Below are 22,279 nucleotides of genomic sequence, written 5' to 3'. Positions count from 1 at the left end.
TGTTTGTTCGAACACCGCCGCATCGCGCGGAACGTTACCGTATCGCGATCAGACAACCACTTCGACGCCCTCCCCCGGAGCTTTACCCGACGCCCGTTCCGACTCCAGAGCGTTCTGGAGGATCACCACAGCGGCAGCCTGGTCGATGACAGACCGGCCCTTCTTGGACTTCACGCCCGAGGCACGCAGTCCCTGACTCGCCGTCACTGTGGTCATCCTCTCGTCCACCAACCGCACCGGAATGGGTGCGACCGAGCGGGCGACCTCCTGGGCGAAGAGCCGGACCTTGGCCGCTGCGGGCCCTTCACCGCCGCCCAGAGACCTCGGCAGGCCGATGATGATCTCGATCGGCTCGTACTCCTCGACGATCTGCCCCAGCCGCCGGTGGGCGGCCGGGACGTCACGTCCCGGCACGGTCTCCACCGGCGTGGCAAGGATCCCGTCGGGGTCGCACGAGGCGACCCCGATCCGGGCGTCCCCGACGTCGATCGCGAGACGACGTCCGCGGCGCATCTGCGTCACTCCCGCCGTCACGCCGTCTCGGCGACGAGGCGTTCGACCGCGGCGATGGCGTCGCCGATGGCGGCCGGGTTCTGGCCGCCGCCCTGGGCGACGTCCGGCTTGCCGCCGCCTCCGCCGCCGAGGGTCTTGGCGGCCGTGCGGACCAGGTCGCCGGCCTTGAGTCCGCGCTCGCGGGCGGCCTCGTTGGTGGCGATGACGGTCAGCGGGCGGCCATTGGCCGTGGTGAACAGGGCCACGACAGCAGCGCGGCCGCCCTGGATGCGCCCGCGGACGTCGAGGACCAGCTTGCGCAGGTCGTCGGCCGAGGTGCCGTCCGGCACCTGACCGGTGACGACGGCGACACCTCGGACGTCCTTGGCGGACTCGACGAGCCCGGCGGCGGCCTGCAGGACCTTCTCCGCGCGGAACTTCTCGATCTCCTTCTCGGCGTCCTTCAGCTTGCCGAGCATGGCGGAGACCTTCTCCGGGAGCTCCTCGGGGCGGCCCTTGACCAGCTCCTGGAGCTGGGCGACGACCGTGTGCTCCTTGGCGAGGAAGTTGTACGCGTCGACACCCACGAGGGCCTCGATACGGCGCACACCGGAACCGATGGACGATTCGCCCAGCAGCTTCACCAGACCCAGCTGGGCGGTGTTGTGGACGTGCGTACCGCCGCACAGCTCCTTCGAGAAGTCGCCGATGGTGACCACGCGGACCCGCTCGCCGTACTTCTCGCCGAACTCGGCGATGGCGCCCTGCTTCTTGGCCTCGTCGATGGACATCACCTCGGCCTGGACGTCGAGCTCCCGGGAGAGAACCTCGTTGATCTTCTGCTCGACGTCGGTGAGGACCGTGCCGGGGACGGCGGCGGGCGAACCGAAGTCGAAGCGGAAGCGGCCCGGGGAGTTCTCCGAACCGGCCTGGGCGGCCGTCGGGCCCAGCGCGTCGCGCAGCGCCTGGTGCGTGAGGTGCGTGGCGCTGTGGGCGCGGGCGATGGCGCGGCGACGGGTGTTGTCGATGGCGGCGTAGGCGGAGGCACCGACCGTGACCTCGCCGACCTGGACCGTCCCCTTGTGGACGGAGACGCCCGGGACGGGCTGCTGGACGTCGCGCACCTGGATGACGGCACCGGTGTCGAGCCGGATCCGGCCCTGGTCGGCGAGCTGGCCACCGCCCTCGGCATAGAACGGCGTGCGGTCGAGGACGACCTCGACGTCGTCGCCCTCCGTGGCGGCGGGTGAGGGGACACCGTCGACGAGGAGGCCGACGACGGTCGACTCGCCCTCGGTGGAGGTGTAGCCGGTGAACTCGGTGGTGCCGGAGTTGTCGGCCACCTCGCGGTAGGCGGACAGGTCGGCGTGGCCGGTCTTCTTGGCCTTGGCGTCGGCCTTGGCCCGGTCCCGCTGTTCCTTCATCAGGCGGCGGAAGCCGTCCTCGTCCACGGCGAGGCCCTGCTCGGCGGCCATCTCCAGGGTGAGGTCGATCGGGAAGCCCCAGGTGTCGTGGAGCAGGAAGGCCTTGTCGCCGGCGAGGACCTTGCCGCCGGCGGCCTTGGTCTCGGTGACGGCGGTGTCGAGGATGTTGGTGCCGCCCTTGAGGGCCTTCAGGAAGGCGGCCTCTTCGGCGAGGGCGACGGTCTCGATGCGCTTGCGGTCGGTGATCAGCTCCGGGTACTGCTGGCCCATCGACGCGATGACCGTGTCGACGAGCTCGGCGACGACCGGGCCGGTGGCGCCGAGGAGGCGCATGTTGCGGACGGCGCGGCGCATGATGCGGCGCAGCACGTAGCCGCGGCCCTCGTTGCCGGGGGTGACGCCGTCGCCGATGAGCATGACGGACGTACGCATGTGGTCGGTGACGACCCGGAGGGAGACGTCCGAGGTGTGGTTGTCGCCGTAGCGCACCCCGGTCAGCTCGGTGGCCTTCTCGATGACGGCCATCGAGGTGTCGATCTCGTACAGGTTCTGCACGTCCTGCAGGATCATCGCGAGGCGTTCGAGGCCGAGGCCGGTGTCGATGTTCTTGGACGGCAGGTCGCCGAGGATCGGGAAGTCCTCCTTGCCGTCGCCCGCGCCCCGCTCGTACTGCATGAAGACCAGGTTCCAGATCTCCACGTACCGCTCGTCGTTGACCGCCGGGCCGCCCTCGACGCCGAACTCGGGGCCGCGGTCGTAGTTGATCTCGGAGCAGGGGCCGCACGGGCCGGGGACGCCCATGGACCAGAAGTTGTCCTTCTTGCCCAGACGCTGGATGCGCTCGGCCGGGACGCCGATCTTGTCGCGCCAGATGGCCTCGGCCTCGTCGTCGTCGAGGTAGACCGTGATCCACAGCCGCTCGGGGTCGAGGCCGAAGCCACCGTCCGCCACGGAGGTGGTGAGAGCCTCCCAGGCGTAGCTGATGGCGCCTTCCTTGAAGTAGTCGCCGAAGGAGAAGTTGCCGCACATCTGGAAGAAGGTGCCGTGCCGGGTGGTCTTGCCGACCTCTTCGATGTCCGGCGTACGCACACACTTCTGCACGCTGGTGACGCGCGGGGCAGGCGGCTTGACCTCGCCGAGGAAGTACGGCTTGAAGGGGACCATGCCCGCGGGGACCAGCAGCAGAGTCGGGTCGTCCGCGATGAGCGACGCCGAAGGCACGACGGTGTGCCCGCGCTCCTCGAAGAAGCTCAGCCAGCGGCGACGAATTTCAGCCGACTCCATCAGTGGTCCTCATTCCGGTTGTACGAGTTGTAGGGGAGTTTGCGGTGGGCGGTGGCGTCGACGGCCCGGGCGGGCTCGGCCGCCTCGACCGCGAAGTGACGCTGCAGGGGGAGTTCGGGGTCGACCGGCGCCTCGAGGCCCAGCGCCTCGCCCAGTTCGGCCTCGCGCCGGACCATGCCGTCGCGGACGTCGAGAGCGAAGTCCTTCAGCTTGTGACCGCTCTCGATCGCCTTGTCGGCGGCGCGCGCCGCGAGGCTCTCCGGGGTCAGCTGCTTGAGCTTCCGGTTGACCTTGGTGGTGGCCCAGACACCGGCGGCTGCGCCGGCGGTGAACCAGAACGTACGGCGGAACATCGCTGCGTCAGTCCTTCGATCCGCGGGAGCTTCTGCCGCCCTGCTTCTTGGCCCGCGCGGACGGCACCGTGCGGCCGACGATCACCGTGCGCCGGGATGCCCGGCGGGCCGGCTCGGCCTCCGGAGCGGTCCGGCGGCCGATGGCCTGCCGCACTCCGTAACCGAAGGCGGCGACCTTGACCAGCGGTCCGCCGAAGGTCGATGCGACAGTCGTGGAGAGCGCAGAGGCGTTGGAGGTGACCTCCTGGACATCCGTCGCGATCGCGTCGACCTTGTCGAGCTGCGTCTGCGCGGAGCGCACGGTCGCGGACGCGTCGGCGAGCAGCGGAACGGCCTGCTCGGTCACGTCCGCCACGAGCTTGGTGGTCGCCCTGAGCGTCTGGGCCAGCCTCACCAGGACGACGGCGAGGAACGAGACCAGGATCGCCCAGAAGACGGCCACCAGGATCCCGGCCACCTCTCCACCGGTCACAGTGCACCGCTCTCTGGCTTGTCGAATCGTCGTCTCCCGACCCTATCGCGCCGGGAGCCACGCCCCCTACCGCATTACTGGTGGGCGGCGCGGTAGTTGCACAAAGGAGATTGTACGGAGAGCGCTCGTGCAAGTACTCTGCGTGTTTCATGCGACGCTCTCAGCGCCCCTCTCCCTCCCCCGACGATCCGGGCCCGGGCACCGCGGCGCGCGGCAATCTTCCGGCGGAACTGAACAGTTTCGTGGGACGCGAGGCGGAGCTGGACGATCTCGGCAGGCTGCTGCGGACGTCGCGGCTGGTCACCGTGGTAGGGGTCGGCGGTGTGGGAAAGACGCGTTGTGCCACCAGGGTTGCCGCCCTACTGGAGAAACGGTACTGCGACGGGGTCTGGCTCGTGGAGCTGTCCACCGTCCACGATCCGGAGCTGCTGGAACATGCGGTGATCGACGCGCTGGGACTCACCGATCACACCGGTCGGTCGCCCCGCACGACGCTCCTCCAGCATCTCGTCGAACGCCAACTCCTCCTGGTTCTCGACGGTTTCGAGCATCTCGTCGACACCTGCGCCGGGCTCGTCCAGGACTTGCTGCGCCGGGCGCCGCGGTTGCGGGTGCTGGCCACCGGGCGGCTGCCTCTGGAGCTGGACGGGGAGATCGGCTATCCGCTCGCGCCGATGGGCGACAAGGACGCGATGGAGCTGTTCGCCGACCGGGCGGCCGCAGTGCAGCCGAACTTCCGGCTGACCGAGGACACCCGCGGATCGGCGCGCGAGCTGTGCCGTCGCCTGGACGGGATCCCGCTCGCGCTGGAACTGGCCGCCGGACGGCTGCGCGCCCTGTCCGCGGAGCAGGTGCTGCAACGGCTGGACGACCGCTTCCGGCTGCTGACCGGCGGCAGCCGCAGCGCGCCGACGCGCCACCACACGCTCCGTACGGCCATCGGCTGGAGCCACGAACTGTGCGCGCCGGAGCAACGGCTGCTGTGGGCGCGACTGTCCGTATTCGCCGGGCAGTTCGATCTGGAAGCCGTCGAATACATCTGCAGCGGCCCCGACCTTCCGGCCGAGTCGGTGCTGGACGTGCTCACGGCGCTGCTGGCGCAGTCCGTCGTCCTGCGTGAGGACTCTGCGGCGGGCACCCGCTACCGGATGCTGGACACGGTGCGCGAGTACGGCGCCGAGTGGCTGGCGGCGACCGGCGACTCGGACCGGTTACGGCGTCGCCACCGGGACTGGTTCCTGGGGCTGGCCACCTGGTGCGAGCTCGACTGGTTCAGCCCGCGCCAGGGCGAGGTGGCAACCCGGACCGAGAGCGAACTGCCCAATCTGCGCCGGGCGATGGAGTACTCGCTGGAGAGTCCGGACGAGATCCACCTCGCGCAGTACCTGGCAGGCACGCTCTGGTTCCTCTGGGTCGGCTGCGGGCGCCTCTCGGAGGGGCGGCACTGGCTGGCCCACGTGCTGGAGGAGGAGACGCCGTACGACGCCTCGCGACTCAAGGCGCTGTGGGTGCTCGGGTACGTGGCGGTGCTGCAGGGCGACCCGGCCGGTGCGATCTCCGCACTGCAGGAGTGCAGGGAGGAGGCGGACCGGACCGGTGACGCGACGGCTCTGGCGTACGCGGTGCACCGCACGGGCTGTCTGGCCCTCGTCACGGACGACATGGTCCGCGCGGAGGAGCTGCTGCAGGACGCGCTGAATCGCTACCGGGAACTCGGCGAGCTGAACAGCAATGTGCTGATGGCACAGATCGAGCTGGCGATGGCGGTCGGGTTCCGCGGGGATCTGGAGGCCGCCGCGGCGATCTGCGAGGAGGTCAGGGAGGTCTGCGAGGACCGCGGTGAGCGGTGGGCCCTCTCGTACGCGCTCCATGTGCTGGCCTATGCGGCGCTGCAACGGGGCCGGCCGGACCGCGCCCGGGAGCTGCTCAGGGAGTCCCTGGCGATCGGTCACGCCTTCCATGATCTGCTGGGCTCCGCGCTCGCCATGGAGCTGCTGGCCCTGGTCACTGCGGTCGAGGGGGACGCGGCGGAGGCGGCGGTGCTGCAGGGGGCCGCCGAGCGGATCTGGCTGTCGGTGGGGCTGCCGCTGTTCGGTTCGGCGCACTACGGGAGGCCCCGGGCCCGGTGCGAGGAGCTGGCGCGGCAGGAGCTCGGCGACGGGCCGTACGAGTCCGGGCGGCGGGCGGGCGGCCGACTGGATCCGGAAACGGCTGTGGCGAGGGCGCTGGCGGGCCGGGCCCTGGACCGGCCCGGGCCGGAGGGGCAGCGGCCGGGACCCGTGCCCGCACCGGCCGGCAGAACGCGGAAGCCCGCCGCCTCCCCGACATCGGGAAGGGGCGGGCCTGAGCGCTGGTGAGAGCGGCTACGCCTGGATCAGCGGGCGTAGTACTCGACGACGAGCTGCTCGTCGCAGATCACCGGGATCTCCTTGCGGTTCGGGTCCCGGTCCAGGCGGAAGGCCAGAGCCTTCAGGTTCACCTGCAGGTAGCGCGGGGTCTCGCCGTCGGGGGCGTAACCACCCTCGCGGGCCACCTGGAAGGGGTGCTTGTCACGGCTGCGCTCGCGGACCATCACGATGTTGTCGGGACGGACGCGGAACGACGGCTTGTCGACCTTGCGGCCGTCGACCTCGATGTGGCCGTGCACGACCATCTGACGGGCCTGGTAGATCGTCCGGGCGATGCCCGAACGCAGGACCAGCGCGTCGAGACGGCGCTCGAGCTCGACGACGAGCGCCTCGCCCGTCTTGCCCTCGGCCTTCTTGGCGCGGTCGTACGCGCGCGCCATCTGGCGCTCGCTGATGTCGTACTGGGCGCGCAGACGCTGCTTCTCGAGCAGACGGACCTTGTAGTCCGAGTTCTGCTTGCGGCCACGGCCGTGCTCGCCCGGCGGGTAGGGGCGGGCCTCGAAGTACTTGACGGCCTTCGGCGTCAGGGCGATGCCGAGCGCACGGGACTTCTTGACCTTGGGACGCGACTGGTTAGGCACGTTCTCCAGACCTCCGTTGTGGGTTAGGTTAGGCTCACCTTACTCAAGGAGATCGCATGTCTCGCCCTGGGAACACCACACACGTCACGGACAGCACTGGCAGCGTCGACGCCATCGAGGGCGTCGATACGACGGAGGACCGATCAGATCGTGGTCAGCCGCGTCCCAGCGGGCTTGAAAACACTCGGATGCCGTCAGCAGCCGAGCGCACACGAACTCTCGTACAGAGTACCTGTTCGGCGGTACTGCTCATCCCCGGGTTGACCACTGCGGGCTTCGACCAGCTGATTCCGCTGGACCGGAGCGTGGGCCCCGAAGGGGACCTGTTCCTCGAATTCCCTGCCGATTCCCCGGCCGTACGGGCTGCGGCACATGCCCAGGACGACGAGTTGACCGCTGTGCTCGAGATCACGGACGTCGCGCCGGTATCGGTGCCGCACCGCATCCGCGGCCGTGGCCGGATCAAGGGCTGGCTCACGCCCGTACCCGGGATGGCCGGGCCGGGCCGGATGATGCTGCGGCTGGAGACGGGTGAGGCGTTCGTCGACGATCTGTGGGGCGCGCAGGGCGTCGAGCCGGAGGAGTTCCGTGATGCCACCGCCGACCCGCTCGTCGCCCAGGAGGCGGAGCTGCTGCAGCATCTGCATACGGCGCACGGCGAACAGCTGAACATGCTGTGCGGGCTGCTGGGCGAGCGGACGGAAGGACGCTGCGCGACGCACACGCCCGCCGTCGTCCCGGTCGCACTCGACCGCTTCGGGCTGCGGGTGCGGTTCCTCGAGGCGGACGGGCAGTGCTTCGACGCCCGCTTCGACTTCCCCGAACCGGTGCGCGACATGGTCGGGCTGCACCGGGCCATGCACACGCTGTTCGAGGCGGCGACCCCCTGAGCGTGCCTCAGGCGTCCGCCGCGCCGTCGGAGCCGCCGCGGCCGAGCCGCTCGCGGACCCGGTCCACCACGTCCGCGTACCGCGCCTCCGCGCCGTACCGCGTGGGCCGGTAGTAGTGCCTGTCGCGGACCGCATCGGGGGCGTACTGCTGGGCGGCGATCCCGCCGGGGACGTCATGCGGATAGACGTAGCCCTGTGCGTGCCCCAGTGCCGCGGCGCCCTTGTAGTGGCCGTCGCGCAGATGGGCCGGAACCGGACCGGCCAGCCCCTTCCGTACGTCCTCCTGGGCCGCGAAGATCGCGAGCGTCGCCGCGTTGGACTTGGGGGCGAGCGCCAGCGCGATCGTGGCGTGGCTGAGGGTGAGGGCCGCCTCCGGAAAACCGATCATGGCCACGGCCTGGGCGGCAGCGACCGCCGTGGGCAGGGCCGTCGGGTCGGCGAGGCCGATGTCCTCGCTGGCGGAGATCATCAGGCGCCGGGCGATGAACCGGGGGTCCTCCCCCGCCTCGATCATCCGGGCCAGGTAGTGCAGCGCGGCATCCACGTCGGAGCCACGGATCGACTTGATGAGGGCGCTCGCCACGTCGTAGTGCTGGTCGCCGTCCCGGTCGTACTTCACCGCTGCCCGGTCGACGGTCGCCTCGACGGTCTGGAGAGTGATCTCCTTCTCCTGCATGGCGAGCGCCGCGCCGGCCGCCGCCTCCAGCGCCGTCAGCGCGCGCCGCGCGTCTCCCCCGGCGATCCGCAGCAGATGCGCCTCCGCGTCCTCGGGCAGGGTGACCGCGCCGCCGAGTCCGCGCTCGTCGGTCAGGGCGCGGTGCATGAGAGCGCGCAGGTCCTCGTCGGTGAGCGATTCGAGGGTGAGGAGCAGCGAGCGTGACAGCAGCGGCGAAATGATCGAGAAGTACGGGTTCTCGGTCGTCGCGGCGATGAGCGTCACCCAGCGGTTCTCCACGGCCGGCAGCAGGGAGTCCTGCTGGGCCTTGGAGAAGCGGTGGATCTCGTCGAGGAAGAGGACGGTCTCCTTGCCATAGCCGCCGGTGGCCCGGCGGGCACCCTCGATGACGGCTCGCACTTCCTTGACGCCCGCGGTGATCGCGGAGAGCTCGACGAAACGCTTGTTGGTGGCCTTGCTGACCACGTACGCCAAGGTCGTCTTGCCGATGCCGGGCGGCCCCCAGAGGATCACCGACGACGGGCCTGCGGGCCCGCCGCTCCCCTCGCCGACAAGGCGGCGCAGTGGCGAGCCCGGCTTCAGCAGATGCTGCTGGCCGACGACCTCATCGAGCGTGCGGGGGCGCATCCGGACAGCGAGAGGGCTGCTGGACGGGTCCTTCTCCTGGCGGTCTTCGGCTGCTGCGGTAAAGAGGTCGGGCTCCACGACGTAAGAGCCTATGTCACGGCACTGACAACGCCGCCGGGCCGGTTCACGCCCGGGACCCGTCGGTTCAGCTGGTCCAGAAGTCCCACCAGCGGGTCAGGATCAGCATGCCGATGATGCCGACCCAGAGGACCGGCGGGACCCAGTGGAACTCCGTCAGTCCGTTGCGCAGCCAGTTCGGCGCGGGAAGGATCCGGTTCTTGATGTTGTGCGTGGTGACGTAGCAGAACATGAAGATCGTGGCGACCCACGCCAGGCAGCACCACAGGCAGAGCGAGTTGATGTTGTAGAGCGACTGGTACTGCAGCCAGGTGCAGAAGCCGACTCCGAACAGGGTGCCCGCGTTGAGTCCGAGCCAGTACCAGCTGCGGAACCGGGCTCCGGCGAGCAGCGCCATGCCGATCCCGATGACCACCGAGTACGCGGCGAGTCCGAGCATCGGATTCGGGAACCCGAAGACGGACGCCTGCTCGCTCTTCATGATGTTGCCGCACGAGACCACGGGGTTGAGGCTGCAGCCCGGGGTGAAGGAGGGGTCCTCGAGCAGCTTGAACTTGTCGATCGTGATGACCCAGGCGGCGAGGAGCCCGGCAGCGCCTGTGATCACCAGCAGCAGTGCGAACGCGCGACTGCCGCCGATGGTCCTCTTCCCGCCGTCCTCGTCCTGGTCGGAGGAGGGATGGTCAACCGCTGCAGTCGTCATATCGCCGTTCCGTCAGTGAGTGGCCTGCTGGCATGGTCATTGTGCCGCACCACCACTCGGGTCAGCCGTTCGATGGACATAAACATGTCCACGTGGCGGCATGGGACCAGAGGCTCCGCGAGCCGCTCCGCGCCGTGACCGAATTCACTGAGGACGTGCACGGACTGCGCAAGCGCTCCGGCGAAGCGACCGCGCCGGACGGGCTCGACCTGGGGATCCGTCCCGGCGAGGAGCCGGCCCCCTCGGTCGAACGGGGCCGGGAGGAGCACCGCGGTGGAGATCCTCCAGGGACATCGCGGCCGCGACGCGGGAACGGTCTCGGCGTTCGGCGCGGCCCCGTGTCCGCCGACCGTCGTCGGCGTTCCCGGGTCGAAGTCGTCCGGCAGGATGAATCGGCGCCCGTCGAATTGACGGGTACGGGAGACGGTCGTGCACTTCGCCCGCTCCTGCCCGCGACGCCACGGACGTCGTCGCGACGGCGGGGCCGGAGCAGTACGCCGACACCTGGATCACAGCGTTCTCCCGCGGTCGTGGCGCCGCCCGGACCCGGCACTCGGTGTGACCGGTTCCCCGAACTCGTGGTGCTCGCCGAGCCCACCACCGGTTTCGATCCACCGGCCCGCCGTCGGTTCCGGGAGCTGATCCGGCACCGACGACCTGTGCCCGCCCGGCGGACCGGGCGGGCACAGGGAAAACGGTGGATCAGGCCAGCTTCTGCTGGATCTCGGCGACCAGCGCGTCCAGCGCGACCGGCTGCTGCTCACCCGACTCCATATCCTTGAGCTGAACCACGCCGTCGGCGAGATCGCGCTCACCGGCGACGACGGTCAGGCGCGCACCGGACCGGTTGGCGCTCTTCATCGCCCCCTTGAGACCGCGGCCGCCGAACGCGAAGTCGGCGGCCACGCCCAGCTTGCGAAGCTCCGTCACCTTGGCGAACAGCACCCTGCGGGCCTCCTCGCCGAGCGGCACCGCGAAGACGCTGGTGGACGCGGGCAGTTCGAGCTCGATGCCCTCCGCCTCCAGTGCGAGCACCGTGCGGTCCACCCCGAGCGCCCAGCCGACCGACGGGAGCGCCGGGCCGCCGATCATCTCGGACAGACCGTCGTAGCGGCCGCCGCCGCCCACCGCGGACTGCGAGCCCAGTCCGTCGTGGACGAACTCGAAAGTGGTGCGGGTGTAGTAGTCGAGGCCACGGACGAGCTTCTCGTCGTCCTCGTACGCGACACCGGCGGCGGCCAGCAGGTCGCGGACCTCCTCGTGGTACGCCTTGCACGCGTCGCACAGGTAGTCGCGCAGCACCGGGGCGCCGACCAGCTGCTTCTGCACCTCGGGGCGCTTGTCGTCGAGAACCCGCAGCGGATTGAGCTCGATGCGGCGGCGGGTGTCCTCGTCCAGCTCGAGCTCGCGCAGGAAGCCCTGAAGGGCGTCCCGGTAGACGGGGCGACATTCCTTGTCGCCCAGCGAGTTCAGCAGGATCCGGAAGTTCTGCAGGCCCAGGGAGCGGTAGGCCTGGTCGGCCAGGATGATCAGTTCGGCGTCCAGTGCCGGGTCCTCCGCACCGATCGCCTCGGCGCCGACCTGCGAAAAGTGCCTGTAGCGGCCCTTCTGCGGGCGCTCGTAGCGGTAGTACGAGCCGGAGTACCAGAGCTTGACCGGCAGGTTGCCGAGCTTGTGGAGGTTGGCCTCCAGTGCGGCGCGCAGCACGGACGCGGTGCCCTCGGGGCGCAGCGCGAGCTCGGAGCCGCCCTTGGTGGTGAGGGTGTACATCTCCTTGGACACGATGTCGGTGGACTCACCGACACCGCGCGAGAAGAGCGCGACGTCCTCGAAGCCGGGCGTCTCGATGTAGCCGTAGCCGGAGTTCTTCAGGGGCGCGGAGATCGCCTCGCGCACCGCGAGGTACTTCGCGGAGTCGGGCGGGGTCAGGTCGTACGTGCCCTTGGGGGCTTTGAACGTGCTCACAGTCTGTCTCTCGTCACATTCCTCGTCGGGGCGCGTCCATACCGTGCAGATACGGGTTCGTTGCGCGCTCGCGGCCGATGGTCGTCTGGGGGCCGTGGCCGGACAGCACCACGGTCGAGTCGTCGAGCGGCAGGCACACACGGGCCAGCGACTCGAGCAGCTCGGCGTGGTCGCCGCCGGGCAGGTCGGTGCGTCCGACGGAGCCGGCGAAGAGCAGGTCGCCCGAGAAGAGCACCTGCGGAACATCCGCGGCCTCGGGCATCCTGAACGTCACCGACCCCTTGGTATGGCCGGGCGCATGCGCGACACCGAACTCCAGACCGGCCAGCTTCAGGAGGGCGCCGTCGCTCAGCTCCTTGACGTCGTCCGGCTCCCCCACCGTCAGCTCGCCCATGAGCGGCATCCCGATGGATCGGCCGAGGGCCTTCTCCGGGTCGCTCATCATGTACCGGTCCTGGGGGTGGATCCAGGCGGGGACGTCATGCGCGCCGCACACCGGGACGACGGAGGCGACATGGTCGATGTGGCCATGGGTGAGCACGACGGCGACGGGCTTCAGCCGATGCTTCTTCAGCGTCTCCTCGACTCCTTGCGTGGCCTGGTGGCCCGGGTCGATGATCACGCACTCCTCGCCTGCGGCGGGGGCGACCAGGTAGCAATTGGTCCCCCAGGCCCCGGCGGGGAACCCGGCAATGAGCACGATCGTCCTTAATGGTCGTCCGACGGAGGGCTGCGGTGACCGCGACCGAGGAGGTCGCGGCAGTTCAGAGCCTACCGGCGCTCCTCATTCCACAGCTAACCCATATACGGTACGGGGCAACCCAGGCCCGATCAGACGACGTACAAGGAGATCACCCGGTGGTCAGCAGCGATCAGCGGCGGCGGCAGCTCGCCAGGGAGAAGTTCGAGCGGCAGCAGCAGCGCCGGGAGGAGGCCCGCCGGAGGACGAGGCGACTCACCGTCGTCATCTCATCGGCGCTGGCCGTGGTGGCGGTCGTCGGGGTCGCCGCGTACGTCTCCATCGGCGGCGACGACAAGGACAAGAAGAGCGACGCGGCGGCGAGCGCGAGCCCGTCCGCGTCGCCCTCGGCGAGCGAGAGCAGTGTGCCCGAGCCTGCGATGAAGATCGACAAGAAGGCGAAGTACACGTTCTCGCTGAAGACGAGCCAGGGCGACATCGCGTTCACGATGGACGCGGCGAAGACCCCGCACACGACGAACTCGTTCAAGTCCCTCGCCGACAAGGGCTTCTTCGACGGTACGAAGTGTCACCGGCTGACCACGCAGGGCATCTTCGTCCTGCAGTGCGGTGACCCGAAGGGCGACGGCACGGGCGGCCCCGGCTACACGATCCCGGACGAGAACCTGACCGCGCTGGGCAAGGCGGGCAAGGACGGCACGGTGACGTTCCCGGCGGGCACGGTGGCGATGGCCAACACCGGACAGGCGCACACCGGCGGCAGCCAGTTCTTCCTGGTCTACAAGGACACCAAGCTGCCGCCGACCTACACACCGTTCGGGACGATGGACGCCGCCTCGCTGAAGGCCGTGCAGAAGGTCGGTACCGCGGGTGTCGCCGGCGGTGCCGCCGACGGTGCCCCGAAGAAGGCCGTCACCATCTCCAAGGCGGCCGTCGACAAGGTCTGACCGGACACCGAGGGCCTGACCGGCGGTGCCGGCCCGGCCCTCGGTGTGGGGGCCGAAGAATTTCGGCCGCGCGGAGTGCGGACAGCCGGGCGGCCGGTCGCCTAGATTGGCGTTGTGCAGGGCGGGCGCGGCCCGCCCCAGGAAACTGTGGACGATGCCAGGGGGGTGAACCCTCTCACAGGCATCAGGTGGAGGAGGCGCTGTGAGCAGCGACCCGTGGGGCCGTGTCGACGAGACGGGCACCGTGTACGTGCGTACAGCCGATGGCGAGCAGGTTGTCGGATCGTGGCAGGCCGGCTCTCCCGAGGAGGCTCTGGCCTACTTCGAGCGCAAGTACGAGGGCATCGTGGTCGAGATCGGCCTCCTCGAACGGCGGGTGAAGACCACCGACCTGTCGGCGAAGGACGCGACGACCGCCATCGAGCATCTGCGTCAGCAGGTCGACGAGCATCACGCCGTCGGCGACCTCGACGCGCTCCGGAGGCGGCTCGACGCGCTGGTCGCGACGGTCGACTCCCGTCGCGAGGAGCGCAAGGCACAGAAGGCGAAGCAGACCGACGAGGCGAAGCACGCCAAGGAGGCGCTGGTCGCCGAGGCCGAGGAGCTGGCGCAGAGCGAACAGTGGCGCTCCGCGGGCGAGCGGCTGCGGGCACTCGTCGACACGTGGAAGGGCCTGCCGCGGCTCGACCGCAAGTCGGACGACGAACTGTGGCACCGCTTCTCGCACGCGCGCTCGGCGTTCTCCAAGCGCCGCAAGGCGCACTTCGCGTCGCTGGACGCCCAGCGCGAGGAGGCCCGCAAGGCCAAGGAGAAGCTGGTCGCCGAGGCCGAGGCGCTCTCCGGTTCCACGGACTGGGGAACGACGGCCGCGCGTTACCGCGATCTGATGACGGAGTGGAAGGCGGCGGGCCGCGCCCAGCGCGAGGCCGAAGACGATCTGTGGAACCGTTTCCGCGGTGCGCAGGACGTCTTCTTCGCCGCCCGTAGCGAGGTCTTCGCGGAGCGGGACGCGGAGCAGGGCGAGAACCTCAAGCTGAAGGAGGAGCTCGCGGTCGAGGCCGAGAAGCTGGTGCCGGTGAAGGACCTGAAGGCGGCCAGGGCCGCGTTCCGTGCCCTCAACGAGCGCTGGGAGGCCATCGGCCACGTGCCGCGCGACGCGCGCCCGAAGGTCGAGGGGCGGATGCAGGCGGTGGAGCGGGCGCTCCAGGAGGCCGAGGAGTCGGAGTGGCGCCGGACGAACCCGGAGGCGCGTGCGCGCGCCGCGGGTCTGACCGGTCAGCTTCAGGCGGCCGTCGACAAGCTGCGTTCGCAGATCGACACGGCGCGTGCCGCGGGCAACAACGCCCGCGCCGACAAGCTGGCCCGTGAGCTGGAGGGCCGTCAGGCCCTGCTGGACCAGGCGCTGAAGGGCCTGGAGGAGTTCGGCGGCTGACAGCTGTTCAGACAGCCCGAAGGGCCCTCCGTCGGTGACGGAGGGCCCTTCGGCGTTTCGGTGGAGGGCCTGCCGGCATCGGGGACGTACGAGGATGTCCGCAGCGCCGCCGAGGTCATCGGGGAGCCGGCCGCCGATGCGACGACGAGCCCCGCTCAGGCGCGTCGGGCGCGACGCACCGCGGCCCCCCCCGCGCGGTCGGGCGGGGGGCCGGGGTGCGGTCGGGGTCAGGGCCTGCGGGCCGAGGTCACACGGTAGACGTCGTAGACGCCCTCCACGCCCCGTACGGCCTTCAGCACGTGTCCGAGGTGCTTCGGGTCGCCCATCTCGAAAGTGAACCGCGAGGTGGCCACCCGGTCCCGTGAGGTCTGTACGGCCGCCGACAGGATGTTCACGTGCTGATCGGACAGGACGCGGGTGACATCCGAGAGCAGCCGCGACCGGTCGAGGGCCTCGACCTGGATGGCGACGAGGAAGACCGAGGACTGGGTCGGCGCCCATTCGACATCCAGGATCCGCTCGGGCTGCTGCGACAGCGAGTCCACGTTGACGCAGTCGGCCCGGTGCACGGAGACGCCGCTGCCACGGGTGACGAAGCCGATGATCGGGTCGCCGGGGACGGGCGTGCAGCAGCGGGCCAGTTTGACCCAGACGTCCTCGACGCCCTTGACGACCACACCCGGGTCGGCGTTGGAGCGGCGCTTGCCGCGGCTGCGCGAGGGCGGCGCGCTCTCCGCCAGGTCCTCATTGGCCGCGTCCTCGCCGCCGAGCGCCTGGACCAGCTTCTGCACGACACCCGCTGCCGCGACATGGCCCTCGCCGATCGCCGCGTACAGGGACGAGATGTCCGGGTAGCGCATCTCGTGGGCCAGGGTGACGAGCGAGTCGCCGGTCAGGATCCGCTGGATCGGCAGGTTCTGCTTGCGCATGGCGCGCGCGATGGCGTCCTTGCCCTGCTCGATCGCCTCGTCGCGGCGCTCCTTGGAGAACCAGGCGCGGATCTTGTTCCGGGCACGCGGCGACTTGACGAAGCCCAGCCAGTCCCGGGACGGTCCGGCGCCGGCCGCCTTGGAGGTGAAGACCTCCACGAGATCGCCGTTGTCGAGGGTGGATTCGAGCGGTACGAGCCGCCCGTTGACCCGTGCCCCTATGGTCCGGTGGCCGACCTCCGTGTGCACGGCGTACGCGAAGTCGACCGGGGTCGCGCCCGCGGGCAGCGCTATGACGTCGCCCTTGGGCGTGAAGACGAAGACCTCGTTGCGGGAGAGGTCGAAGCGCAGGGACTCCAGGAACTCGCTGGGGTCCTCGGTCTCCTTCTGCCAGTCGAGGAGTTGTCGCAGCCACGCCATGTCATTGACGGTGTCCTGGCCACGGCCGGTGTTCTTGGGTACGTCGGTGCGGACCTTGGAGGCGCCGGCGACGGCCTCCTGCTTGTACTTCCAGTGCGCCGCGATGCCGTACTCGGCGCGGCGGTGCATGTCGAACGTGCGGATCTGCAGCTCGACGGGCTTGCCGCTGGGACCGATCACCGTCGTGTGCAGCGACTGGTACATGTTGAACTTGGGCATCGCGATGTAGTCCTTGAACCGGCCGGGGACCGGATTCCATCGCGCGTGCACGGTGCCGAGCGCCGCATAGCAGTCACGGACGGTGTCGACGAGGACGCGGATGCCCACCAGGTCGTAGATCTCGGCGAAGTCCCGGCCCCGCACGATCATCTTCTGGTAGACGCTGTAGTAGTGCTTCGGCCGTCCGGTGACGGTGGCCTTGATCCGGGCGGCGCGCAGGTCGGCCTGGACCTCGTCGGTCACTATGGCGAGGTATTCGTCGCGCTTGGGGGCCCGCTCGGCGACGAGACGGACGATCTCGTCGTACATCTTGGGGTAGAGGATCGCGAAAGCGAGGTCCTCGAGCTCCCACTTGATGGTGTTCATGCCCAGGCGGTGGGCCAGGGGCGCGTAGATCTCAAGCGTCTCGCGGGCCTTCTTCTCCTGCTTCTCCCGCTTGAGGTAGCGCATGGTGCGCATGTTGTGCAGCCGGTCGGCGAGCTTGATGACGAGGACCCTGGGGTCCTTGGCCATGGCGACGACCATCTTGCGCACGGTCTCGGCCTGCGCCGCCTCGCCGAACTTCACCTTGTCCAGCTTGGTCACGCCGTCGACCAGCAGCGCGACCTGGTCGCCGAAGTCCCGGCGCAGGGTGTCCAGGCCGTACTCGGTGTCCTCGACCGTGTCGTGGAGCAGACCGGCCATCAGCGTTGCCGGATCCATGCCGAGCTCGGCGAGGATGGTCGTGACGGCGAGCGGATGCGTGATGTACGGGTCGCCGCTCTTGCGCTTCTGACCGCGGTGCCAGCGCTCGGCGACCTGGTAGGCGCGCTCGATCTGGCGCAGCGTGGACGTCTCGATCTTGGGGTCGTTGCTGCGGACCGCGCGCAGGAGCGGTTCGAGGACCGGGTTGTACGGGCTGGAGCGCTGCACGCCGAGCCGGGCGAGCCTGGCCCGTACCCGGTTGGAGGAGCCGCTGGAGCGGGCCGGACCGACCGGGGCCACGGGCTTGGCGGCGGGCTTGGCCGGGGGCTTCGGGGCGGCCGGAGGCGGGGGGACGGGGGCCGGCTGGGCAGGGGAAACCGGCGCGGTCCCGTTCGCCCTGGGGGGAGTCTGCGAGGCGCTGCTCGCCGGTTCGGGAGCCGGGGGCTTCGGCTTCTCCTTCGCCGCGGGCTGGTTCTTCCCGGGCGTGGCTGGGACCGCCGCGGGCTTGTCGGGCTGCGGGGCGGCGACTGGCTGGGCCTCGTCTGGCAAGAGCGCTCCTCATGCGGATCCGGACTCCCGGAAAGGCCATCGTATCGACCCTGCGGCCGGACCTCCCCCGGGGACCGTGGGACCCTCACAACACGGAACGGGCCCCGGGGTGTTCCCGGTGCCCGTCCTGTGCGTGCCGGTGTGCCGCTGTCCCAGGTGCGACAGGGGCTGAGCGGCGGCGCGATGCATGAGGCGGGACCCGGCCCGGCTCCCGCGAACATGGGTGCGAATACCGCAGACGCATCATCGGGTGCCCGGAAATTGTTCCGGGCACCCGATGCATGCGTGACAGTCTCAGACGCGGATGAGCGCCTCCAGCGGAGCACCGGCCAGACCGGACTCCAGACGCGCCCGGCCGTCGAGGAAGCCGAGCTCCATGAGGACCGCGACGCCCGCGACCCGGGCGCCGGCCCGGCGGATCAGCTGCAGTGATGCCTCAGCGGTGCCGCCGGTGGCAAGGACGTCGTCGATGACCATGATCTGGTCCTCGGCCGTGAGGTCCTCCGCGTGTATCTCGATCTCCGCGGTGCCGTACTCCAGCTCGTACGCCTGGCTGAGCGTGGCACCGGGCAGCTTCCCGGCCTTGCGGACGGGGACGAAGCCGAGCCCGGCCCGGACCGCAACCGGCGCCGCCAGGATGAAGCCGCGCGCCTCCAGACCGACGACCTTCGTGGCGCCGTGCCGTACGCACAGCTCCGCGAGGGCGTCGGTGAGGGCCGTGAACGCGACCGGGTCCGCGAGCAGCGGGGTGATGTCCTTGAACATCACGCCCGGCTTCGGATAGTCCGCCACGTCACGGATACGGCTGAGCAGCAGTTCCCTGGTGCTCTCGGTGGTGCTGGTCATCAACGCTTCCCCGGGGTCCGACCGTGGCCCCTGGGGGGCTGCTGGCGCTGACCGACGACCGCGGCGGCGGGCGCGGGTTCCCCGATGACGTCGTCCTCGTACGACTGCTCGTCCTCGGCGGACTCGCCCTTGGCGGCCGCTGACGCGCGCTTGGCGAGGATCCGCTTCTTCAGGGCCTTCATCTGCGGCTCGCGTTCCTTGAGGTCGGCGACCAGCGGGGTGGCGATGAAGATCGAGGAGTACGCGCCGGCGGCGAGGCCGACGAACAGCGACAGCGAGATGTCGTTCAGCATGCCGGCGCCGAGGACACCGCCGCCGATGAACAGCAGGCCGGCGACCGGCAGCAGCGCAACGATGGTGGTGTTGATGGAGCGGACCAGCGTGCCGTTGATCGAGCGGTTGGCGATCTCGCTGTACGTCCAGCGGGTCTGCTTGGTGATCCCCTTCGTGCTCTCCTTGAGGCTGTCGAAGACGACGACCGTGTCGTACAGGGAGTAACCGAGGATGGTCAGCAGACCGATCACGGTGCCCGGGGTGACCTCGAAGCCGACCAGGGCATAGATCCCGACCGTGATGGTGATGTCGTGGATCAGTGCGACCAGGGCCGCGATGGCCATGCGCCACTCGAACGCGATGGCCAGGTAGATCACGACGAGGATCATGAAGACGCCGAGGCCGGTCCAGGCCTTGTTGGCGATCTGCTCACCCCAGCTGGGACCGACCAGGTCGGCGTTGATCTTCTCCTCGGGGACCTTGAGGTCCTTGGAGAGCTCCGACTTGATCGCGTCGGACTTCGCCAGGTCGACTTCGGTGATCTGAATACGCAGACCGCCGTTGCCGAGCTTCTGGACGATCGCCTGGTGGCCGGAGGCGGAGGTCGCGGCTTCTTCCGCCTGGGCGACCGTGGCACTGGTCGACGGCGTGGTGAAGACCGCGCCGCCCTTGAACTCGATCCCCATGTTGAGTCCGCCGACCGCCACGGCGACGACAGCCGTGATGGTGATCAGGACCGAGATGCCGTACCAGATCTTGCGCTTGCCGATGAAGTCGTAACCGACCTCGCCGCGGTAGAGCCGGGCGCCGAGACTGCCGAGTCGCGACATCTCACGCCTCCTTCGGGTCGATGGGGGCGTTGACACGGCGCGAGCGGCGCAGCGGCGGCTTGGCGCCGAGCCGCTTCGGGTCCAGGCCGGACCACGAGTGACCGCTGGAGAAGAACTTCGTACGGGCCATCAGTGTCATGACGGGCTTGGTGAAGAGGAACACCACGACCACGTCGAGCAGGGTGGTGAGACCCAGCGTGAAGGCGAAGCCCTGGACCTTGCCGACGGTGACGATGAAGAGCACCGCGGCGGCGAGGAACGACACGAAGTCGGAGACGAGGATGGTGCGACGGGCGCGCGGCCAGGCTCGCTCGACGGCCGGACGCAGGGTACGGCCCTCGCGGATCTCGTCCCGGATGCGTTCGAAGTACACGATGAACGAGTCCGCGGTGATACCGATCGCCACGATGGCGCCACAGACCGCGGGGAGGTTCAGCGCGAAGCCGATGGCCGGGCCGAGCAGCGACATGAGTGTGTAGGTGAGGATGCCGGAGACCATGAGGCTGAGGAGCGCGATGAGCGCCAGTCCGCGGTAGTAGGCCACCAGGTAGATGACGACCAGGGCCAGACCGATCGCACCGGCGATCAGACCCGCCTGGAGCTGCTCACCGCCGAGGGCCGCGGTGACCGTGGTGACCGTGTCCTCGTTGAAGGACAGCGGGAGCGCACCGTAGGACAGCACGTTCGCCAGGTCCTGGGCGGACTGCTGGGTGAAGCTGCCGGAGATCTCGGCGCTGCCGCTGAGCGTCTCGTTCACCTGGGGCGCGGAGACGACCTCGCCGTCGAGCGCGATGGCGAACTGGTTCATCGGCGACTGCTGCGTGGACAGCTTCGAGGTGATCTGCTGGAACTTCTTCGAGCCCTTGTCGGTGAAGTCCATCTGCACGATCCACATGCCGCGCTGCTGGTCGATCGCGGCCTTGGCGCTGCCCACGTCCGTACCGGAGACCTCGGCCGGGCCGAGGACGTACTTGGCGTCGCCCTCGGAGCTGCACGCGACCGTGGTGTCGGTGGGCTTCACGTCGGCACCGGCCTTCGCGCGGCCGGCCTTGGTGGAGCAGTCCAGCTCCGCGAACTTCTTCTGCAACTCGGCGGTGGCCGGGTCGACCGAGGCCGACGGGCTCGCGGACGCCTTCGGCGTACCGGAGGCGCTGGGGCTGGGCGACGTGTCCTTCGTCAGCGCGCCGGTGACCGCACGGCCCTGGGTGGTGGCGCTCGCCGAGGGAGTGGCCTTGGATCCGGAGGCCGTCTCCTTGCTGCTGGGCGACGCGCTCGGCTTCGGCGAGCCGGAGGCCGAGGGGCTGGCGGTGCCGGCGGGCGTCGCCTTGCCCTCGGTGACGGCGAGCACGGGCCGGAAGTAGAGCTGGGCGGTCGTACCGACCTGCTCCCGGGCCTGCTTCGAGTTCGTTCCCTTGGGGATGTTGACGATGATGTTGTCCCGGCCCTGGGTCTGGACCTCGGCCTCGGAGACACCCAGACCATTGACACGGCGTTCGATGATGCTGACCGCGGTGTCCATGTTGGTCTGGTTGATCGCGTCCGGCTTACCGGGCTGGCTCTTCGCCTTGAGCGTGATCGACGTGCCGCCCGCCAGGTCGATACCCAGCCGTGGCGTGGTGTGACCGGACAAGAACATCCCGCCGGTGAGCGCGACCATGGCGATCAGGATCAGAGCCAGGGCACGCCCCGGCCTGCCTTGACCGCCGGACGGCCCTCGGCCCTTCTTCGGTGCTGCCACCTTCTCGTTTCTCCCTGTCCAACCGCCCCGCGCCGGGTGTGCGCCCGAGCGGCCACGAAGTGTTGTGGGGACCTGCCCCCGCAGAAGATCGCACGGTCCCGGGGATGCCGGACGCCGGTGGGCTCACGGCATCCCCGGGTCGTGAATTACTTCGCGTCGGCCTCGCCGTCGGCCTTGCCCTCGGACTTCTCGTCGGCCTTGGCGTCCTTCGGCTCGACGTCGCCGGCCTCGGCCTTCTTGCCCAGGTCGATTTTGGCATCGTCCGCGTCGTCCGCGTCGGTGTCGACGTCCGTGTCGGCCTCGACGTGCTCGGTCAGCGAGGACGCGTCGTCCGGCACGACCGCGCCGTCGAGCTCGTCGTCGTCACCGTGGACGATGCGGTTGTACTCCGCGTCGTCGAGGACGGCACCGATGGCGTTCTTGGCGTAGATGGCGTGGACGCCGGGCGCGACCTCGAGGAGAACCGTGTCGTCGTGAAGCTCCTTGACGGTGGCGTACATGCCCCCGATCGTCCGAACGCCGGTGCCGGGCTGCATCTCGTTGCGCATCTGCGCGGCGGCGGCCTGCTTCTTCTTGGCGGACCGGGTCATCAGGAACATGGCCCCGATGAGCACGATGAAGGGGAGGAGAGTCACGGGATTCACGGGACGATTTTCCTTCGCACGACCGCGCTGGAATGCGGCCTGATCTACGGGGGTGGGTATGCCGCCCTCTGCGGGCGGCATCGGCGGAGTCTAAGCGAGTCCGCATCGATGGAAC

General features: G+C 69.7%; 18 protein-coding genes and 1 pseudogene. 5 read left to right on the top strand and 14 right to left on the bottom strand.

The annotated features are described in order from the left end of the window. Positions 1–48 precede the first annotated feature (48 nt). The 4 genes from ruvX to ACFU6I_RS31040 are packed head-to-tail and all read right to left on the bottom strand — an operon-like array spanning position 49 to position 4,010. Entirely contained in the window at positions 49–534 is a 486-nt protein-coding gene (gene ruvX / locus ACFU6I_RS31055; protein ID WP_064744960.1) for a Holliday junction resolvase RuvX, read from the bottom strand. After that, positions 531–3,200, bottom strand: a complete 2,670-nt coding sequence (alaS, locus tag ACFU6I_RS31050; protein ID WP_384372643.1) for an alanine--tRNA ligase — start codon at positions 3,198–3,200, stop codon at positions 531–533. Before alaS ends, ruvX begins: the two co-directional genes overlap by 4 nt. Then, a complete protein-coding gene (locus ACFU6I_RS31045; protein ID WP_384372641.1) occupies positions 3,200–3,553 on the bottom strand; it encodes a DUF6167 family protein in 354 nt (117 codons plus the stop codon). The genes alaS and ACFU6I_RS31045 overlap by 1 nt, the downstream gene beginning before the upstream one ends. 7 nt (positions 3,554–3,560) lie before the next feature. Continuing rightward, complete coding sequence (locus tag ACFU6I_RS31040; protein ID WP_037695363.1) at positions 3,561–4,010, bottom strand: DUF948 domain-containing protein; 450 nt, start codon at positions 4,008–4,010, stop codon at positions 3,561–3,563. Between the two features lie 164 nt (positions 4,011–4,174). Between ACFU6I_RS31040 and ACFU6I_RS31035 the strand changes: the two genes are divergently transcribed. Beyond that, positions 4,175–6,382 (top strand): ATP-binding protein, encoded by a 2,208-nt coding sequence (locus ACFU6I_RS31035; RefSeq protein ID WP_384372639.1) that lies wholly within the window; start codon positions 4,175–4,177, stop codon positions 6,380–6,382. Between the two features lie 17 nt (positions 6,383–6,399). On the opposite strand, the gene rpsD is transcribed toward ACFU6I_RS31035, so the two are convergent. Then, a complete protein-coding gene (gene rpsD, locus ACFU6I_RS31030; RefSeq protein WP_030918857.1) occupies positions 6,400–7,014 on the bottom strand; it encodes a 30S ribosomal protein S4 in 615 nt (204 codons plus the stop codon). Positions 7,015–7,202: 188 nt separating this feature from the next. Here rpsD and ACFU6I_RS31025 point away from each other — a divergent pair, with 188 nt between their 5' ends. Further along, positions 7,203–7,904, top strand: coding sequence for a DUF2470 domain-containing protein (locus tag ACFU6I_RS31025; RefSeq protein WP_384372637.1), 702 nt, complete (start codon positions 7,203–7,205; stop codon positions 7,902–7,904). Between the two features lie 7 nt (positions 7,905–7,911). Here ACFU6I_RS31025 and ACFU6I_RS31020 read toward each other — a convergent pair whose 3' ends face one another. Both ACFU6I_RS31020 and ACFU6I_RS31015 read right to left on the bottom strand, forming a co-directional pair. Beyond that, on the bottom strand, positions 7,912–9,285 hold the full coding sequence (locus ACFU6I_RS31020; protein WP_376340934.1) for a replication-associated recombination protein A: 1,374 nt from the start codon (positions 9,283–9,285) through the stop codon (positions 7,912–7,914). A gap of 67 nt (positions 9,286–9,352) precedes the next feature. Continuing rightward, positions 9,353–9,988, bottom strand: a complete 636-nt coding sequence (locus ACFU6I_RS31015) for a vitamin K epoxide reductase family protein (protein WP_345513187.1) — start codon at positions 9,986–9,988, stop codon at positions 9,353–9,355. A gap of 134 nt (positions 9,989–10,122) precedes the next feature. Between ACFU6I_RS31015 and ACFU6I_RS31010 the strand changes: the two are divergent. Next, positions 10,123–10,635 (top strand): annotated as a pseudogene (locus ACFU6I_RS31010) (ATP-binding cassette domain-containing protein); the annotation flags it as partial. A gap of 55 nt (positions 10,636–10,690) precedes the next feature. Here the strand turns inward: ACFU6I_RS31010 and hisS are convergent. Next, the gene (gene hisS / locus ACFU6I_RS31005; protein ID WP_384372635.1) at positions 10,691–11,953 is read right to left on the bottom strand and encodes a histidine--tRNA ligase; all 1,263 of its coding nucleotides are present in this window, start codon (positions 11,951–11,953) and stop codon (positions 10,691–10,693) included. A gap of 13 nt (positions 11,954–11,966) precedes the next feature. Then, positions 11,967–12,653: an MBL fold metallo-hydrolase gene (locus ACFU6I_RS31000; RefSeq protein ID WP_266987922.1), complete on the bottom strand. Its 687-nt coding sequence runs from the start codon at positions 12,651–12,653 to the stop codon at positions 11,967–11,969. Positions 12,654–12,811: 158 nt separating this feature from the next. Here ACFU6I_RS31000 and ACFU6I_RS30995 point away from each other — a divergent pair, with 158 nt between their 5' ends. Both ACFU6I_RS30995 and ACFU6I_RS30990 read left to right on the top strand, forming a co-directional pair. Next, positions 12,812–13,600: a peptidylprolyl isomerase gene (locus ACFU6I_RS30995; RefSeq protein WP_384372633.1), complete on the top strand. Its 789-nt coding sequence runs from the start codon at positions 12,812–12,814 to the stop codon at positions 13,598–13,600. Positions 13,601–13,802: 202 nt separating this feature from the next. Continuing rightward, positions 13,803–15,032, top strand: coding sequence for a DUF349 domain-containing protein (locus ACFU6I_RS30990; RefSeq protein WP_384372631.1), 1,230 nt, complete (start codon positions 13,803–13,805; stop codon positions 15,030–15,032). Between the two features lie 227 nt (positions 15,033–15,259). Here the strand turns inward: ACFU6I_RS30990 and ACFU6I_RS30985 are convergent, their stop codons facing one another. From ACFU6I_RS30985 to yajC, 5 genes are all read right to left on the bottom strand, one after another. Further along, complete coding sequence (locus tag ACFU6I_RS30985; protein ID WP_384372629.1) at positions 15,260–17,833, bottom strand: RelA/SpoT family protein; 2,574 nt, start codon at positions 17,831–17,833, stop codon at positions 15,260–15,262. 294 nt (positions 17,834–18,127) lie between these two features. Beyond that, positions 18,128–18,679: an adenine phosphoribosyltransferase gene (locus ACFU6I_RS30980; RefSeq protein WP_266987914.1), complete on the bottom strand. Its 552-nt coding sequence runs from the start codon at positions 18,677–18,679 to the stop codon at positions 18,128–18,130. Then, positions 18,679–19,782, bottom strand: coding sequence for a protein translocase subunit SecF (gene secF, locus ACFU6I_RS30975; RefSeq protein WP_384372627.1), 1,104 nt, complete (start codon positions 19,780–19,782; stop codon positions 18,679–18,681). Before secF ends, ACFU6I_RS30980 begins: the two co-directional genes overlap by 1 nt. 1 nt (position 19,783) lies before the next feature. Further along, positions 19,784–21,520 (bottom strand): protein translocase subunit SecD, encoded by a 1,737-nt coding sequence (secD, locus tag ACFU6I_RS30970; RefSeq protein ID WP_384372625.1) that lies wholly within the window; start codon positions 21,518–21,520, stop codon positions 19,784–19,786. A 146-nt stretch (positions 21,521–21,666) separates the two neighbouring features. Further along, positions 21,667–22,164 (bottom strand): preprotein translocase subunit YajC, encoded by a 498-nt coding sequence (gene yajC / locus ACFU6I_RS30965; RefSeq protein WP_384372623.1) that lies wholly within the window; start codon positions 22,162–22,164, stop codon positions 21,667–21,669. Between the last annotated feature and the right edge of the window lie 115 nt (positions 22,165–22,279).

It is taken from the genome of Streptomyces sp. NPDC057486 (genome assembly GCF_042802415.1).
Classification (GTDB): Bacteria; Actinomycetota; Actinomycetes; order Streptomycetales; family Streptomycetaceae; genus Streptomyces; species Streptomyces yanii.
Note: the sequence above shows the minus strand (reverse complement) of the source record. Positions and strands in the feature narration are given on the sequence as shown.

Excerpts from the sequence above, each read along its gene's own strand:
- ACFU6I_RS31025 (WP_384372637.1), top strand. The coding sequence starts at position 7,203 with ATGCCGTCAGCAGCCGAGCGCACACGAACTCTCGTACAGAGTACCTGT.
- ACFU6I_RS31045 (WP_384372641.1), bottom strand. The coding sequence starts at position 3,553 with ATGTTCCGCCGTACGTTCTGGTTCACCGCCGGCGCAGCCGCCGGTGTC.
- ACFU6I_RS30980 (WP_266987914.1), bottom strand. The coding sequence starts at position 18,679 with ATGACCAGCACCACCGAGAGCACCAGGGAACTGCTGCTCAGCCGTATC.
- alaS (WP_384372643.1), bottom strand. The coding sequence starts at position 3,200 with ATGGAGTCGGCTGAAATTCGTCGCCGCTGGCTGAGCTTCTTCGAGGAG.
- ACFU6I_RS31035 (WP_384372639.1), top strand. The coding sequence starts at position 4,175 with ATGCGACGCTCTCAGCGCCCCTCTCCCTCCCCCGACGATCCGGGCCCG.
- secF (WP_384372627.1), bottom strand. The coding sequence starts at position 19,782 with ATGTCGCGACTCGGCAGTCTCGGCGCCCGGCTCTACCGCGGCGAGGTC.
- ACFU6I_RS31015 (WP_345513187.1), bottom strand. The coding sequence starts at position 9,988 with ATGACGACTGCAGCGGTTGACCATCCCTCCTCCGACCAGGACGAGGAC.